The sequence below is a fragment of the Campylobacter portucalensis genome, from assembly GCF_009690845.1.
GTDB classification, from domain to species: domain Bacteria; phylum Campylobacterota; class Campylobacteria; order Campylobacterales; family Campylobacteraceae; genus Campylobacter_B; species Campylobacter_B portucalensis.
In genome coordinates this window covers 1-17356 of record NZ_VWSJ01000036.1, presented here as the reverse complement: position 1 = coordinate 17356, position 17356 = coordinate 1, and the positions used below count along the sequence as shown (strand labels likewise).

General features: G+C 28.6%; 13 protein-coding genes. 2 read left to right on the top strand and 11 right to left on the bottom strand.

The window, feature by feature from the left end; genetic code table 11:
• Positions 1-6 precede the first annotated feature (6 nt).
• The 10 genes from ilvA to F1B92_RS07855 form a co-directional block, all read right to left on the bottom strand.
• Positions 7-1218: a threonine ammonia-lyase gene (ilvA, locus tag F1B92_RS07900; protein WP_154571303.1), complete on the bottom strand. Its 1212-nt coding sequence runs from the start codon at positions 1216-1218 to the stop codon at positions 7-9.
• 72 nt (positions 1219-1290) lie between these two features.
• Entirely contained in the window at positions 1291-1704 is a 414-nt protein-coding gene (locus F1B92_RS07895; protein WP_154571302.1) for a CoA-binding protein, read from the bottom strand.
• Positions 1705-1712: 8 nt separating this feature from the next.
• Positions 1713-3548: a site-specific DNA-methyltransferase gene (locus tag F1B92_RS07890; protein ID WP_154571301.1), complete on the bottom strand. Its 1836-nt coding sequence runs from the start codon at positions 3546-3548 to the stop codon at positions 1713-1715.
• Positions 3545-6406 carry a restriction endonuclease gene (locus F1B92_RS07885; protein ID WP_154571300.1) on the bottom strand — a complete coding sequence of 954 codons (2862 nt, stop codon included), beginning with the start codon at positions 6404-6406 and terminating at the stop codon, positions 3545-3547. The genes F1B92_RS07890 and F1B92_RS07885 overlap by 4 nt, the downstream gene beginning before the upstream one ends.
• A complete protein-coding gene (gene trmA, locus F1B92_RS07880; protein WP_154571299.1) occupies positions 6396-7499 on the bottom strand; it encodes a tRNA (uridine(54)-C5)-methyltransferase TrmA in 1104 nt (367 codons plus the stop codon). Before trmA ends, F1B92_RS07885 begins: the two co-directional genes overlap by 11 nt.
• Before the next feature lie 3 nt (positions 7500-7502).
• Positions 7503-8252 (bottom strand): SDR family NAD(P)-dependent oxidoreductase, encoded by a 750-nt coding sequence (locus F1B92_RS07875; protein ID WP_154571298.1) that lies wholly within the window; start codon positions 8250-8252, stop codon positions 7503-7505.
• A complete protein-coding gene (locus F1B92_RS07870; protein WP_229770980.1) occupies positions 8245-9438 on the bottom strand; it encodes an ankyrin repeat domain-containing protein in 1194 nt (397 codons plus the stop codon). The genes F1B92_RS07875 and F1B92_RS07870 overlap by 8 nt, the downstream gene beginning before the upstream one ends.
• 91 nt (positions 9439-9529) lie before the next feature.
• Positions 9530-12085 (bottom strand): bifunctional aconitate hydratase 2/2-methylisocitrate dehydratase, encoded by a 2556-nt coding sequence (locus tag F1B92_RS07865; RefSeq protein ID WP_154571297.1) that lies wholly within the window; start codon positions 12083-12085, stop codon positions 9530-9532.
• A gap of 129 nt (positions 12086-12214) precedes the next feature.
• Positions 12215-14362: a heavy metal translocating P-type ATPase gene (locus F1B92_RS07860; RefSeq protein WP_229770979.1), complete on the bottom strand. Its 2148-nt coding sequence runs from the start codon at positions 14360-14362 to the stop codon at positions 12215-12217.
• On the bottom strand, positions 14362-14559 hold the full coding sequence (locus F1B92_RS07855) for a heavy-metal-associated domain-containing protein (RefSeq protein WP_154571296.1): 198 nt from the start codon (positions 14557-14559) through the stop codon (positions 14362-14364). Before F1B92_RS07855 ends, F1B92_RS07860 begins: the two co-directional genes overlap by 1 nt.
• Before the next feature lie 129 nt (positions 14560-14688).
• Between F1B92_RS07855 and F1B92_RS07850 the strand changes: the two genes are divergently transcribed.
• Both F1B92_RS07850 and F1B92_RS07845 read left to right on the top strand, forming a co-directional pair.
• A complete protein-coding gene (locus F1B92_RS07850) occupies positions 14689-15411 on the top strand; it encodes a YebC/PmpR family DNA-binding transcriptional regulator (protein WP_154571295.1) in 723 nt (240 codons plus the stop codon).
• A gap of 18 nt (positions 15412-15429) precedes the next feature.
• Entirely contained in the window at positions 15430-15900 is a 471-nt protein-coding gene (locus F1B92_RS07845) for a peptidylprolyl isomerase (RefSeq protein WP_154571294.1), read from the top strand.
• Positions 15901-16570: 670 nt separating this feature from the next.
• On the opposite strand, the gene cuyB is transcribed toward F1B92_RS07845, so the two are convergent.
• Positions 16571-17260 carry a cysteate racemase gene (cuyB, locus tag F1B92_RS07835; protein WP_154571292.1) on the bottom strand — a complete coding sequence of 230 codons (690 nt, stop codon included), beginning with the start codon at positions 17258-17260 and terminating at the stop codon, positions 16571-16573.
• Positions 17261-17356 lie beyond the last annotated feature (96 nt).

Sequence of the window (17356 nt, the reverse complement as noted above, 5' to 3'; positions counted from 1 at the left end):
CCTTTATTAAAAAATTTGTCTAAATTTATAACCTTTTTCTTCTAATACAGCCTTTACAGCATCTTGATGAGATTTACCTTTTGTTTCAAGAGTTATTGTAATAACTGCATCTCCATAATCTATCTGAGTTGAAAATCTATCATAATCAATCTTTACGATATTTGCATTAGCATTTTTTAAAGCATTTGTTAAGCCCATCAAAGCACCTGGCTTATCTACTAATGTTACGCTAATTGCCATTTTTCTATATGATTTTATAAGCCCTTTTTCTATAATGATATTAAGAGTTTGAACATCTATATTTCCGCCACTTAAAATAATGCCTATGTTTGAATTTTTTTTGTAGCTAAATTTAGAATTTAAAAGTGCAGCCACTCCAACAGCACCAGCACCTTCAACTACTATTTTTTGAGCTTCCAAAAGATGTAAAATAGCTCCTGCGATCTCTTCATCATCAACTTGAACAAACTCATCAACGCACTCTAAAATATGACCTAAAGTTATGATACTTGCATCACGAACAGATATCCCATCAGCTATCGTTTTTACGCTTTTTGAGTTAATCTGTTTTTTCGCATTAAAGCTATCAAACATTGCAGGAGCACCTTTAGCTCCAACTGCTATAACTTTTATTTTTGGATTAATTTGCTTAGCACAACTTGCAACCCCACTTGCAAGACCGCCACCGCCAACTGGTATCACGATGTAATCTAAATTAGGCACATCTTCTAACATCTCAAGAGCTATCGTGCCTTGTCCTGCTTGAACAAAAACATTATCAAACGGATGAACAAACACAAGACCTTTTTTATTTGCATAATCAATAGCCCAAGCATAAGCTTCATCAAAATTATCGCCCTTTAAAATTACTTCTGCACCTAGTGCTTTTGTGCCTGCTACTTTTAAAAGTGGCGTTGCTTCAGGCATAACAATAACAGCCCTTATGCCAAATTCTCTTGCACTAATTGCTACACCTTGAGCGTGATTTCCAGCACTTGCTGCTATAACGCCATTTTTCTTATCTTCATCGCTTAAATTTGCTATCATATTATAAGCACCACGAATTTTATAAGCACCTGTTCTTTGGAGGTTTTCCTCTTTTAAAAATACATTTGCACTAAAACACTCGCTAAGTTTTGAAGATTTAGCAAATGGAGTAGTTTCTATAAAATTTGCAATAGTTCGTTTTGCTTGAACTATTTTATTTAAATCAACCATAAATTTCCTTATTATAATGATAAAAATTTATTATACCAAAATAGACTTAGCTTTTAGCACCTTTATTTAAATTTACACTATATTAATATATTTTTTTAAAAATATATTTTGATACTCAACCATTATACACTTATCCTCAATAAAATTTATGCCCTTATTTAGGGCTTTTATTTTAGCTTCTTCGTTTTTTATACCTAACTGAAGCCAAAAGGTTTTTGCCCCTTTATTTATAACATCATCGATTATTTCACTTGCAAATTCTGCTTTTCTAAACATCAAAACTATATCTATATCATCTTTTATCTCGCTTAAATTTCTATATACTTTTTCATTTAAAATCTCATCAAATTTAGGATAAATCGGATAAATTTTATAGCCCTTTTCTTGCATAAATTTACTCACATAATGACTTGGCTTACTCTTATCAGGACTAAGCCCCACAACTGCAATATTTTTTGAAAATTTTAAAATCTCTTTTATAGTCATAAATTTCCTTAAAAAACAACTCTTAAGCTATCACCTACTATAACTTTTATATTTTCAAAGTCGCTAAAACTAATATCTGCAAAGCCGTTTAAAATAACTTCTTTATCTTCATACTCTCTTAATTTTTCAACTACTTTTTTACCGCCTTCTATCACAACTAAAATTCCATCACAAATAAATAGCTTATCTTGTATAATCTCATCTATACTTTTATCTAAAGTTTTTCCGCACATTAAAAGCATATTTCTAGCCGTGTCAAATGGACTTAAATTTGATAAATTAAGCTTTATTTGCTCGTTTTCTAAAACTAAATTTGATTTATCTTTCATCTCATAAATGCTAAATTTAGTATCGGTGTTTAAATTTGATATAACTCTTTTAACTCTTTCTATCGTTATATCACTAATAACTGGGTTTTGTGAATTTAACTCATCTTTACAAAAATCATACGCCGTTTTACTCTTTTTCTCATCAATTTTTTCATCAAGTTGGACTAAGATAAATTTGCGATTTCCATTATCGGCTAAATTTTGTTCCATCACAGCGTGTGCTGTTGTGCCACTTCCTGCAAAAAAGTCTAGGATAATGTCATTATCGTTTGGGTTTGTAGTCATTTTAAGCAATTCACATATCAAATAAATTGGTTTAGGATGATCAAAAATTCTACGATTATCAAAAAGTTTATCTAAATTTTTTTGAGATGATTGTCCTGATGAAACATCTAAAAAGTCAGTATATGGCTTTTTAGCTATACCATTATATCTTACTTTATTATATACATTTCCATTTTTAAATACTATCTCATTTTCCGCTAATCCTTTCTCGAATTTCTCCTTAGACCACAGCCAAATACTATCTTTTTTATTTGCTCCACTTGTTTGTCGTTTTTCCCATTTTTCAAAAGAACCACCTGCATAATATTTAACACCATCGTGCTCAATTATATAATCCATACCTTTTGAATAACTACTGCTTTTGCTATCTAATTTTCTAAGATAATATTTTCCTTTTTCATCTTCAAGTTTATAGCGACTTTTATCCGATAAAATTTTATTAAATCCTTCTAAATCATATTTTTTATAGCATAAAATATAATCTTTATTTTCTGAAAAATACTTGCTATCCATTTTTATATTTTCAGTTTTTTTCCAAATTAAAGTTCCAATAAAATTATCCTCGCCAAAAATTTCATCACATAAAATTTTCAGATTTGCCATTTCATTATCATCAATTGAGATAAATATAACTCCATCATCTTTTAGTAAATCTCTTGCAAGTTTAAGGCGTGGAAGCATAAAATTTAGCCAACCGCTATGACTTTTAGAACTTTGGATATTTTTTATGAAATTTAGAGTTTCGCTTACGACTTCGTTTCCATCATCATCAATTTCTATCAAATCAAGGTTTTTTAAAATTTCTTTATAGTCTTTTCTAAAATCATCAGGATAGATGAAATTTTCGTTTTTGGTATTGTAAGGCGGGTCTATATAAATCATCTTTATTTTTGAGTGATAGGCCTTATCTAGGATTTTTAAAGCGTCTAAATTATCGCCTATGATGATATGATTTTGTGCATTAGGCTCGGTATTTATTAGACTCAAATCTTTTTTACAAGGGGCTTGGTAAAGTGCATTGGCTAAGGCTTTGCCCGTCCAGTTTAACTCATAACCATTTAAATTTTCACTAACTCCTAAGATAGTGGCTATGCTTTTTAAAGAAATCTCACCATCTTTAAATGTGGATGGAAAATTTGATTTTAAAATTTCAATAAATTTTTCTTTTTCACTCATCTTATTTTCTAAAATTTTAACATTTAATTTTAAGGCGTCATCTTTTTTTATCATTTTAAATCTCCTAAAATATCAATTAATGCTTGTTTATTAATTCTAGTTTTAAATTTAATATCAGCGTTTATGCCTTGAGATTTGATATATTTATCAAGGGTCTTAAAAAAGAGTTTTGCATAATCGATTTTTTTAGCTTCATCTTTTGGAATCTCACTAAATTTATCATAGCCTTTTGTTTCGCAAATAAAAAATATCTTTTTGCCGCTATCATTTTCTATCAAATATGCAAAGTCAGGCTCATACTCTTTATATGGGGTTGGAATGCTAAATTTAGGTAATTTTGCAAAAACTTTTATGGTGTTAGAACTGAATTTATCAACCTCATTTTCAATCACATCTTTTTCTATTTGGCTATCATAAATGACTTTATCATATAAATAGTGATTTTTTGGTGAATTTTGGCTTTCATATCTTCCTAGCTTATTAATTTCAATCTCATCTTTGGGCATTTCATTGGCATCGTAAAGATATGAAAATGGTGTTTTTGTAGTGATATTGGTAGCTTGAAAATCATAACAAACTTTATGTATGATATTTTTATGAACGATATCTTTTATGATAAAATTAAGATTTTTAAAAGCTAAATTTGAATCGTTTTTGAAATTTTCTTTGTTTGAAATTTGGTTATAAATTTTAATTATAAAGCTAAGTGGATATAAATTTTCGCTAGCAAAATTTGATAAATTTTCTAAAATAAATTCATCTCCTAATTTATATTTGCTTAGTAAAATTTCCTCTTTTTGGATGGTATTTGTTTGTGAAATAAAAGTTTCTTTTGTGATTTTTATAGTTTTAGGTTTTATTTCTATCTCATCAAATTTAGTTGTAACCTCTCTAATAAGCTCTTTTGTATCAATGTCATCATACCTAATTAAAGCTTTTGTGTTTATACTTTTCCAAAGCTCTTTAAACTCTTTTGCTAAATTTTTTCTAATGGTAGTTAAGTTTGATTTTTTATTTTTATCTATGATTTGTGTGGCTTTGTTTTGACTAGGAGTTATGAATTTTATAAACTCATCAAATTTATCTTTTAGTAGCTCTTTTATGACATCATCATCTTTACAAATCTCAAAAAGTGGAGTTATGATTTCAAAAGTATCATTTATCTCATCAAATTTAACTAAACCTAAATCTTCTAAATGAGTAAAAAGTCTTACTTTTTGTCTCTTATTAAGCATAAACAAATCGCTATCTTTTAAATTCTCTTCATTAAAACTTAAACTCGTTTCTTCTATCTCTTTTTGCAAATCAGCTATAAAAGTTCCTTCATTTGCATTTATCACAACATCAAGGGCGTTTATATCATAAAAGTTATGAGGGTTTAAATTTTGCGTAATTCTTTTGCCATTTTGATTTACACAAAGGCGTAGCCCCCTGCCAACTTGCTGGCGTTTTGAAGTCTCAGACGATGAACTTGCTAATTTAACTAAAGTAAAAACATTTGGATTATCCCATCCTTCTTGTAAAGCCCAAACACTAAAAATAAATCTAAGAGGAGTTTTAAAATTTAAAAGATTAACCTTATCTTCTAAAATAAGCCTAATATCATCTGCTTCTTTATCTTCAGTATTTCCTTTTGCTTTACTATCGCCGCTAAAATAGCCATTTAGAACTTGCAAATCTCCATTTTTGTCAAAATCATTTTCTAAATATTTCTTATAATCTTCATCTAAATTTGGATTTTTTAAAATTGCTTCTCTTTTTTGCTTATAAAGCCTAGTAAATTCATCTTTTATAAAAGGATTTTTTCCTCTAAAATCTGATATATTTGGTATAAAAAATAGACTTAATGCCTTAATATTTTCCTTAAAAAGTCTCTCTTCTTTTTGAAAATGCAAATCTATAGCTTTATCTAGCATAATTGAAATTTGATCTTGGCTAAGTAAGTAGCTACTACTTTTTTCTAATATTTCACCGCTACTTAAATAAAGCTTATTTGATTTTATAGAGTTTATTTTTATGTCTTTAAAATTTTTATTATTTAATTTAAGTCCTAAATCATCATCTAATTTTACATCCACCTTTTTTGCTATACCATTTAAATATGTTTCAAAAGTAGCGGTTTTAGTTTTTGCGTTTATATCTTTTAATATAGGTTTAAAATTTTTATCAATTATCGTATGGACTGAAATTTGCTTAACTAAATAACTTTTAAAAGCACTTATGCTATCAAGTGCATAAATTAAATTTGACAATCTATCATCTCCATCTGGAAATGTAGCACCAAAACGAAAATAAAGTGAGTTAAATTTAAAAAAATACTCCTTAAATTTATCTCCTTTTAAAAGATGCGGTTCGTCTATAAATGAGATAGGTCTTAAATCAGCAATACTATCTAAAACGCTTCCTTTGTGAAAAAGGGTTTCTTTTTGTCTGTTTAAGTGATTATCTTTTTTATTTATAGCACTACTTGTTAGAAGTAAAACGCTTAGCTCTTTGTGGTCGTTTATGTAGTGATTTATGATATTTGATATGCTTTTTTCATCTTTATACTCATAAATTTTAAGATGAGTTTTATAAATAGCATAAAAATACTCTTTTGTAAGTTTTAAATTCTGTTTAACGCTTTCTAAAATCGCTTTTCTTGGAACAAAAATTATAAATTTATTTTGGTTATAAATTTTATGAATTTCATAAATTGCATTTATATAAGTAAATGTTTTTCCTGTGCCTGTCTCCATCAAAATATCAAGATTTTTGTTTTGACTAATGCCTAAATTTAAGGTTTTATTTGAGTTATAAAAATCTTTTAGACACTCTTCTAAATTTAAATGAGTTTTAAAGTTAAAATCTTTTAAAACTTCTATGATGTTTTTTATGCATTCTTGCTGGTAAGCTTGTTTTTCAAATATCATTCTCTCTCCTTAAAATCACCCCGCACTCAATATGATTTGTATTAACAAATTGATCAAAAATAGCAAAATTTAATATCTTATGAGTTTTGCAAATTTCTTTTAAATTTTCGTGCAGTGTTAGGGGATTACACGAAATATAAATTATATTTTCATAATTTTTTATAAAATTTATAACGCTTCCATCAAGTCCAGCACGAGGTGGATCAACTAAAATATGGCTAAAATCAAACTCATTTAAATCAATATCATTTAAGCGGTTAAATTTAGCTCCATTAAAAGCACTCATTAACTCTTCGCTACTAATTCTAAGAAAATCTAAATTTAAAGCGTTATTTTGCAAAGCGTTGATTTTAGCATTTTTGATGGCATTTTTGCTAATTTCATTTGCTAAGACTTTATTAAATTTAAAACTTAAAGGAATAGTGAAATTTCCGTGCCCACAATACATCTCTAACAGATCTTTTGGACTTTTAATATTATCTAAAACCCAACTAATCATCTTCTCATTTACGCTTTTATTTGGCTGAATAAAAGCTCCACTTTCAAAAGTGTATTTAAACTCACGCCCCTTTATAAAAAAGCTTTCGTTTAGAATTTCACTTCCAAAAATAAGCTTTTTGCCCCTACTTCTTGCTATTAAATTTATACCTAAATTTTTAGCTAAATTTTCTAAATTTTCTTTAATCTCATAAATATCTCTATGATAGAGTAAAACCACTAAAATATCGTGATTTGTAGCGATAAACTCAGTCCCAAAAGCTTTAAATTTAAGCCTCTCATCACCCTTTAAAGCATTTAATAAATTTGGCATTAAATTTGATATTTTAATATCCACTTTTGGGCATTCATTAATCTTTAAATAGCGAGTATTTAAGCCATTCATCGTATAAAAAAGATCATTTTTTTCGTGAAAAATTCCAAACTCAGCTCTTATTCTATAGCCTTTTGTCTTAGAAGTAAAAAACTCAAAATCCCCACTATACAAATCTCTAAATTTATCTTTTATAAAACTTAGCTTTAAATTTATTTGTTCATTATAGGATAAATTTAAAGTGCAACTCCCACACTCACCTAAATGTTTGCAAAAACTCAAAATTTAATCCAACTTTTCATTATAAAATCCAGCCCAACTCTGAGTTGTAGCCATAACTTCGATAGTATTTATATTTAAATTTTGCGGTAGTTGAGATATCTCAAAAACTATTCTAGCAATGTCGCTAGCCTTGATAAATTGAGTATTTTCGTATATGCTATTAGCTTTTTTTATATCTCCTTTAAATCTAATTATACTAAATTCTGTTTTACAAAGACCTGGTTCGATATTTGTTACTCTTATACCTGTTCCTTTTAAATCATTTCTTAAATTTAAACTAAACTGCCTAATAAAAGCTTTACTCGATCCATAAACACTTGATCCCTCATAACTCCAATTTCCAGCAACAGAACCGATATTAGCTATAAAACCACCCTTTTTTATGTATGGTAAAGTAGCTTTTGTAACGTAAATAACGCCTTTTATATTTGTATCTATCATTACTTCAAAATCATCTAAATTTGCTTGCATAAATTTATCTTGCCCCAAAGCAAGACCTGCATTATTAACCAAAATATCGATATTTTTAAACTCATCTGGTAAATTTTCAATAGCATCAAAAATCGCTTCTTTGTCTCTAACATCAGCACAAATTTGATGAATTTTGATATCTTTAAATTCATTAGTAAGATTTTGAAGTCTATCTTTGCGACGCCCCAAAATTATTAAGTTATAACCATTTTGTCCAAATTTTCTAGCAATCGCCTCTCCAAATCCAGACGTAGCTCCTGTTATAAAAATAGTTTTACTCATCATATTCTCCTTTAAATTTATTTTTTTTGATTCCTAAATTTTCAACATACAAAAATACATACTTATCTTTATTTTGCCACGCCCAATCAGCTAAATTATAACCCATATCATCACTTTCATCTATTTTTGCACCATTTTGTATTAAAATTTTTACAATTTCTAAATTTGAGTATTTTGCTGCGTGCATTAAAACGCTTTTTGAAGTGTGATTTAACGCACAAAATTTTAAATTTGATGAGTTGATGGATGATTTTTCATAATTAGATATTATTTTAGCATTTACATCTGCTTTATTTGTAATCAAAAATTTAACCAAATCTTTATCTTTAAATTCAACGGCATAAAAAAGAACAGTTTTACCAAAGCTATTTTTATAGTTTATATCTGCTCCTTTTTTAAGTAAAAATTTAACCATATTTAAATCTTTCAAAGCGTAAAATAAAGCACTCTCGTGACCTTCATTTATAACAGCTCCTAAATCTAAAATATAGTTTATAAAATCAAAATTCCTCTTTTTTAAGATAGAGATTTTTAGGGCTTTGTTTAAATTTAAATTCTTATGCTCATATATATATTCTATAAGCATTTTTTCATCCAGATATTTACTTGATAAAATATCCTCAAATTCATCCATTTTGAAATTTATCTTATCTCCGCCAGCAAATTTTAAAAACTCATTTGCTACTTTTTTTGCTAAAAACACAGCACTTGCTTCATCGTATATTTTTTTATAAAAATTTACTAATGATTGAAAAGAAGTATTGTAAGCAGAGTTAAATTTCTGATAAGCAATATAATTATCTAAGCTTTTTAATGACCAACTTTGCAAAAAATTTCTGCTTGAAATTTCATCGCTAAAATCTGTATCTTTTAGGCTTTTTTTATAAATTTCAGGAAGATAAAGAGCTTTTAGAATTTTTCGTTTAAATTCTTTTTTTAAAAAAAATGCCATACTTCCATCACAATCTACATTTAAACCACGAATTTTTAATGCAATTTCATTTAAATTTTGCAAAAAATCCGCCTCACAAATCATTTCATCATTTAAAAATTCTAAATCTTCATAATCTTGCTTATTTAAAAAATAATTTGGATCATCTTTTAATATTTGACAAACCTCACCTGCACTTAAAAAACTAGCAGGCAAGATTATAGAAAGTATAAAAAAGAGCATAAATTTTACCATTTTTAAACCTTAAAAAAATAATGCTATTTTATCATAAAAATAGAGTTTTAAAATTAAAAATATAAAATTATGGCTAAATTTGCATTAAAACTCATAATGTAAATTCTAAAATTTCATTAAAATTCAAATATCTATAAATTTCATCTTCTTTACCATCAAGCTTTCTAGGAACTATCTCTAAATACTCATCTTTTGTTGGAATCCTACCTAAAATAGCACACACGGCAGCTAACTCAGCACTTCCTAGATAAACTTGTGCTCCTAGCCCCATTCTATTATCAAAATTTCTAGTTGATGTTGAAAACACTATCGCCCCATCAGCTACTCTTGCTTGATTTCCCATACACAATGAACACCCAGGAACCTCAGTTCTAGCACCAGCTGCACCAAATAATGAGTAATAACCCTCTTCTTTTAGTTTTCTTTCATCCATAATTGTTGGTGGAACTACCCAAAGCCTAGTTGGAACTTGCCCCTCGCCTCTTAAAACTTCTCCTAAAGCTCTATAATGCCCGATATTTGTCATACAACTTCCCACAAAAACTTCATCTATATTTTTAGGTCTTTTTTCATCATTTAAAACTTCACTCAAAGTTGCCACATCATCAGGATCATTTGGACACGCTAAAATCGGCTCAGTAATCTCATCTAAATTTATCTCAATAATTTCTGAATACTTAGCATTTTCATCAGCTTTTAAAAGAGTTGGATTTTTAAGCCATTTAAGCATTTTTTCTTTTCTTCGCTCTAGCGTAGCTTTGCTTTCATAACCAGCTTCTATCATTGCATCAATTAAAGTTATATTTGATTTAATATATTCTATAATAGGCTCTTTATTTAAATTTACCACGCACGCTGCTGAACTTCTTTCAGCACTTGCATCGCTTAACTCAAAAGCTTGCTCAACCTTTAAATCCCCTAAGCCTTCAATCTCTATAATCTTACCTGCAAAAACATTTTTTTTATTTTGTTTTTCAACTGTTAAAAGACCTTGCTTTATAGCATAATATGGAATCGCATTTACTAAATCTCTTAAAGTAATTCCTGGCTGTAAATTTCCTTTAAATTTAACCAAAACTGACTCAGGAACATTTAAAGGCATCGCTCCAGTTACCGCTGCAAAAGCCACTAGCCCACTTCCTGCTGGAAAACTTATACCTATTGGAAATCTAGTGTGAGAATCCCCACCCGTGCCAACACTATCAGGCAAAACCATTCTATTAAGCCATGAATGAATTACCCCATCTCCTGGCTTTAAAGAAACTCCGCCTCTATCACTCATAAATTTAGGTAAAGTTTTATGAGTTATCGCATCACTTGGCTTTGGATAAGCTGCTGTATGACAAAAACTTTGAAGCACGAAATCAGCCCCAAATCCTAAACTAGCAAGCTCTTTTATCTCATCTCTTGTCATCGGTCCTGTGGTGTCTTGAGAACCAACTGTTAAAGTAGTAGCCTCAACATACATTCCAGGTCTAACGCCATCTAATCCGCAAGCTTTTCCTATCATTTTTTGTGCTAAAGTGTAGCCTAAATTTTCATCATCTTTTGGTTGAGAAGGTTTAATAAAAATATCTTCTTCTTCTAAATTTAAAAACTCTCTTGATTTTTTACAAAGTGATTTTCCTATAATTAAAGGAATTCGCCCCCCTGCCCTAACTTCATCATAGATTGTATTTGGTATTAGATTAAATTTGCTTACAACTTCGCCATTTTTAACTATTTTTCCATCATATGGATAAATTTCAATCTCATCGCCCATATTTAAATTTGAAACATCAGAAATTATTGGTAAGGCTCCGCTATCTTCGGCTGTATTAAAAAATATCGGTGCAATAGTTGTACCTATTATAATTCCGCCTGTTTTTTTATTTGGTATGCCATAAATTTCTTTTCCTAGATGCCATTGTATAGAGTTGATACCGCTTTTTCTACTGCTTCCTGTACCAACCACATCGCCAACATAAGCAATCTCTCGCCCACTTTTCTTAAGCTCATTAATCTTATCAATACTACCAGGCTGTCTTCTTACAAGCATAGCATTTGCGTGAAGTGGTATATCACTTCTACTAAAAGCCTCACTTGCAGGGCTTAAATCATCAGTATTTGTTTCGCCTGCAACCTTAAAAACTATAGCTTCTATTTTTTGTGAAATTTCGGGTCTTTTTAAAAACCACTCAGCATTTGCCCAACTTTTTATAACATCAAGTGCAAATTCATTTCCATCTTTTGCTAAAGAAACTATATCATTAAAATAATCATGCACAAAAATAGTATCTTTCAACGCCAAACTTGCTTTTTTAGCCACTTCTAAATCGCTATTTTTCAAACAGGCTATCAAAACTATAACATTATAACCGCCAAGCATAGTTTGAAGCATATCTATAGCATCTTGTTTTGAAATTCCTTCTATTTGTAGATTGTGATTTAAAATCTCATTTAAAAATTCAGCCTTGATTTTTGCCGAATCATCAACGCCTGGATTTACTCTATTTTTCAACAAAGATATAAGCAAACTTTGTTTTTCGCCATTTTGTTTTAATAATTCACAAAGATTTATCGTCTGTTCTTTGTCTAATGGAAGCGGCGGAATGTTTAAAACTTTTCTATCTTTTACACTTTTTTCATAATCATCAAGAAATTTCATATCAAATCCTTTATCAAAATATACGTATTCTACCAAAATATTTTAAAATTTTTACATAAATTTTATTCTTAAATTTTACATTAAGGTTATTTTAAAATAATATGCAAACTTTATCTCTAAACATCAAAATTAACTATACAACAATTTTTTATACTTTAGTTTTAATGAATTTAAAACAACAAAAATAGAGCTAAAACTCATAGCAAGTGCTGCAAAATACGGCTCTAAATAAAATCCAAATTTAAAAAACAATCCAGTAGCAAGAGGTATGCAAAATATATTATAAAAAAACGCCCAAAATAAATTTTGTTTAATAATTTTCATAGTTTTATTTGATGAGATAATTAAATTTTTAATTCCGAGTAAATTATTTCCAATTAATATTGCATCTCCAGCTCCCTTTGCTATATCGCTACCTCCGCTCATAGCTATACCGACATCTGCCATTTTTAAAGAAAGTCCATCATTAACACCATCACCAACAAATATCGTAAAACCTTGATTTTGGCGATATTTCTCAACAATTTTTGACTTATCTTGAGGTAGGGCGTTTGCATAAATTTTATCTATATTTAGTTTTTCAGCTATAAAATTTGCTACTTTTTCATTATCTCCTGTAAGCATTGCTGAGTTTATATTTTCTTTTCTTAGAAAATTTAAAAGCTCTTTTGCACTACTATTTAACTCATCACTTAAGATTATAAATCCTTCGTATTTTAAATTTTTTGCTACCAAAATAACCCCAAAACCACTATCTAGGTATCTTTGAAAATCATTTTTTACAATAACTCCAAATTTATTTAATAGTTCTAAATTTCCAACCAAAATTTCTCCAGCCTTTATACCAAAACCTATCAAATTTTCAAACTCAACATTTGGTTTTTTTATCTTTAAATTTTTATTCTTTGCAAAATTTACAACAGCTTTTGAAATCAAATGCTCGCTTAAAAGCTCTATATTTGCCACTTCATTTAAAATATCATCACTTAAATTTGTGCTATAAACCGTAATTTCGCCCTTAGTTAAAGTACCTGTTTTATCAAAAATGATATTTTTTACATCTTTTAAATTTTCTAAAATTTCAGGATTTTTAACCAAAACGCCATTTTTAGCTAAATTTGATAAAGCACAAACTATAGAAATTGGCACTGCTAGACCCAAAGCACAAGGGCAAGAAATAACCAAAACAGATATTGCACACATAATAGCATTTGAGATATTTCCCACTAAAAACCAAATCAAAAATGTAAAAAAACTAATGCAAATTACGAATGGAACAAATATATTTGCAACCTTATCAGTAAGCCTTGAGATCGGCATTTTTTTTGCATTTGCTTCGCTCAAAAGCTTAGTCATTCTAGCTAGCAAAGTCTCGTGATTTTGTTTTGTGATTTTTATATTAATTACTCCATTTGTATTAATACAGCCCGCATTCACAAAATCCCCCACGCCCCTAAAAACAGGCATACTCTCTCCGCTTAAAATAGAGGTATCTATCTCTGCACCACCTTCTATAATAATCCCATCTCCAGGTATATTCATACCGCTTTTTACTATCACAACATCATCTAATTTTAAATTTGAAGCCAAAATTTCTTCACTAGTTCCATCAGATTTAATTAAAAGTGCTATTTTAGGGGTTAAATCAAGAAGAGTTTTAATATAATCATTTGCTTTTAGTTTTGATTTCTCTTCTAAAAATTTGCCTATTAAAATAAAAGTTACTATCATACAAGCTGATTCAAAGTAAAAATTTATAAATTTTTGTTCAATAAATTTATTAAAAACCAACACGAAAGTAGAGTAAGTAAAAGATGAAAAAACTCCTAAACTAACCAACACATTCATATCAAAATTTATATTTTTAAGGGCTTTAAAAGCATTGGTAAAGAAATTTTTACCGCAATAAAAAATCACAACAAAAGATATTAAAAATTGAAGCATTAAATTTAAAAAACTATGATTCAAAAACATATGCAAAACCATTAAAACAGTGCTTAAAATAACTGATAAAATCAATTTTGACTGTAAAATTTTTAAATTTTTTGCCTTTTTTTCTTCTAATTCTTCATAATTTGTGGCTATCTCATAACCAAGTTTTTCTATTTTTTGTCTTACCTTATCTGCTACTTTGGTATCTCTTACTTCAAATTCACCATAGCTTGAAGCAAAACTCACATTTGCATTAGATACGCCATCTATTTTTTTAACGACTTTTTCAACTGCGTTTGAGCAATTTACACAACTCATACCAACGATGTTGTATCTAATGATCATCAAATTTCCTTTTCTATTTCAAAACCTATTTCTTTCATACTGTTTTTAAAATTTTCCACGTTTTCATCATCTATTTTTAAATTCACAACACCATTTTGAACATCTACTTCAACATCTCCAAAATCATCTTCTAGATAGTTTTTTATGGTATTTGCACAATTTTGACAATGTATATTTAAAGCCTTAAATCTTCTCATTTTAGCCCCTTTAAATTTTCTCATAATTATAAATTTATTGCTTAAACTATTTTTTAATATTAATTTCATTTTACTAAATTTAAGACTTTGTGTGATATAATTTCTCAAATTTTTATTTAAGGAATTTAAATGGGAAGAGCGTTTGAGTATAGAAGAGCTGCAAAAGAAGCTAGATGGGGGAAGATGAGTAGAATTTTTCCTAAACTTGGTAAAGCAATTACACTAGCTGCAAAAGAAGGCGGAAGCGATCCTGATATGAATCCAAAATTAAGATCAGCAATCGCTACTGCAAAAGCACAAAATATGCCTAAAGCCAACATAGACGCTGCAATTAAAAGAGCTAGCGAAAAAGATAGTCTAAATATACAAACAATCCACTACGACGGCAGAGGTCCTCATGGATGCCTTATTATAGTGGAGTGTGCAACTGAAAATTCAACCAGAACAGTTGCAAATATAAAATCAATTTTTTCTAAAAATGGAGGAGAGTTTTTACCAGTCGGAAGCCTTTCATATATGTTTTCAAGAAAAGCAGTTTTTGAAGTAAAAATACCAATAAGCGATTTAGACGAGTTGGAATTAGAATTGATTGATTATGGAATGACTTTATTAGAAAAAAATGAAGATGAAGATGGTGAGAATTCTTTAATAATTTATGGCGAATATGAAAGCTTTGGCGAGTTAAATAATGGCATAGAAAAATTGGGTCTTGAAATCATAAGTGCGGGGTTAAAATTTATAGCAAATGATAAGCATAAATTTAGCGATGAAGATCTTGAAAATATAGAAAAATTAATAGACAAACTTGAAGATGACGATGATGTTCAAGCTGTTTATACAAATATAGCTTAAATTCAAAAAGGAAAAACAATGGAAAATTTAAAAACTTATGAGATAAACGACGAGGTTATGAATAGCAAATTTGCTATCATTGAAACAGAAAAAGGGGAAATGAAGCTAGAACTTTACCCTGATGAAGCCCCACAAACGGTTGCAAATTTCATACATTTAGCAAATGATGGTTTTTATGATGGATTAAATTTTCATAGAGTTATACCAAATTTTGTTATTCAGGGTGGATGTCCTTATGGCACTGGTACAGGTGGGCCAGGACATAGAATAAAATGTGAATGTGATAACCAAACTAAAAAACACGAAAGAGGAAGTTTATCTATGGCTCACGCTGGAAGAGATACAGGTGGGAGTCAGTTTTTTATATGCCACTCGCCACAACCTCATTTAAATGGCGTTCATACGGTATTTGGCAAAGTAATTGAAGGTCTTGACGTAGTTGATAGTATAAGAGCTGGAGATAAGATAAATAGTATTAAAATAGTGTAAATTCAAGCACTATAAAAGAGGTTAATGATAAATAAAAATTTTATCATAAAAGAGTATTTTTATAATACTCTTTTTATCACTATTTTTATCAAAATTTATAATTTTATTTAATTTTATAAGCTTTTAAAAATTATCAATAATATGCATTAATTTAAAAGGAATCTGTTTTATATGATAAAGATAAAAAATCCTTTATCCTCAATATAACAAATTTAATCCTTAAAAATAATACAAAAGTCTAAACTAATCACTATAATATAATAAAAATTATCAATACTGCAAGTATCAATCATAACATCATAAACAATTATTTTTCTATTTTTAGATAGATAATTTATATAGAGTTAAATTAAAGCCATTTTAGCCAATAACTTCGCTTTACGCACAACTGCAAATAGAGCAAAGATTTTTAAATTAATGCCATTAGAGAAAATTTAAATCATATTTTAAAGAGCGTGAGTTTAGATAAACAAAAATATACTTATAGAATCAGGCTAGAGCCTTTAAATTTAACACAAAAAAAGCAGAATTTAAACACTTTTTTGTTGAAAGAGTGTTTAAATTTAAAGCATAAATTTGAGATTATCTTTATAAAATAAATTTTATATTCTCTATATATATTAAAGCAAATTTACAAAACAAAGCCCAAATTTAACACTATTTCCAAACTCTAACTATTTGCAAATTCAACAACCTCTTTTGCAAGCTCATTTGTTGCATCCACAAATTTAGAATCATCATCTAAATATTGCATTAATATCGGTATTTCAGTGCAAGCAGCTATAAAAACATCAGCTTCTATTTTTTTGATACTATCTCTAAAAATTTCCTTATATTCATCTATCCTGCCAGCCTTTACACCTTTATAAATGCAATCCATTATGTTTTGCTCTATTTGATTAGAAATTTCTATGCTCTCTAGCCCTAATTCATCTAAAAATTTATTATAAATTCCTGTTTTTCTTGTACCAATTGTCGCTATAACTGCTACTTTTTTAGCATTTGGATAGCTATTTTTAATATTTTTAGTTGTGATTTGTGGCATATTTAAAAATTTCATTTTTGTGTATTTTACTAACTCATCAGCAAAAAAGTGAGCCGTATTACACGCTATACAAAACCCATCGCAACCTGAATTTTCAAGCCTTTTTACGCTATCTATCAAAAACGGTAATGGATTTTGCACACTCTCATCTTTTCTAAAAATATATGCACTTCTATCTGGTATTTTGGCGTTATTATCTATAGTTATTAATATATGATCTTGATCACATTTGGCTGGAGTTAAAGATACTATTTTTTTGTATAAATCAACACTTGCTAAAGATCCCATTCCGCCAATGATTCCAACTCTTTTCATAATACTCCTTTTAAAAATCGTAATTATATCACTAAATTTATAAATTTAACACATTTTCAAATTTTCCAAACTACTTTCAATAATAATAATGAATTT

Coding starts and splice junctions, on each gene's coding strand:
- F1B92_RS07860 (WP_229770979.1), bottom strand. CDS start 14,362: ATGATCATTAGATACAACATCGTTGGTATGAGTTGTGTAAATTGCTCA.
- F1B92_RS07885 (WP_154571300.1), bottom strand. CDS start 6,406: ATGATATTTGAAAAACAAGCTTACCAGCAAGAATGCATAAAAAACATC.
- F1B92_RS07865 (WP_154571297.1), bottom strand. CDS start 12,085: ATGAAATTTCTTGATGATTATGAAAAAAGTGTAAAAGATAGAAAAGTT.
- cuyB (WP_154571292.1), bottom strand. CDS start 17,260: ATGAAAAGAGTTGGAATCATTGGCGGAATGGGATCTTTAGCAAGTGTT.
- F1B92_RS07845 (WP_154571294.1), top strand. CDS start 15,430: ATGGAAAATTTAAAAACTTATGAGATAAACGACGAGGTTATGAATAGC.
- F1B92_RS07895 (WP_154571302.1), bottom strand. CDS start 1,704: ATGACTATAAAAGAGATTTTAAAATTTTCAAAAAATATTGCAGTTGTG.
- F1B92_RS07875 (WP_154571298.1), bottom strand. CDS start 8,252: ATGAGTAAAACTATTTTTATAACAGGAGCTACGTCTGGATTTGGAGAG.
- F1B92_RS07850 (WP_154571295.1), top strand. CDS start 14,689: ATGGGAAGAGCGTTTGAGTATAGAAGAGCTGCAAAAGAAGCTAGATGG.
- ilvA (WP_154571303.1), bottom strand. CDS start 1,218: ATGGTTGATTTAAATAAAATAGTTCAAGCAAAACGAACTATTGCAAAT.
- F1B92_RS07890 (WP_154571301.1), bottom strand. CDS start 3,548: ATGATAAAAAAAGATGACGCCTTAAAATTAAATGTTAAAATTTTAGAA.
- F1B92_RS07870 (WP_229770980.1), bottom strand. CDS start 9,438: ATGGTAAAATTTATGCTCTTTTTTATACTTTCTATAATCTTGCCTGCT.
- F1B92_RS07855 (WP_154571296.1), bottom strand. CDS start 14,559: ATGAGAAGATTTAAGGCTTTAAATATACATTGTCAAAATTGTGCAAAT.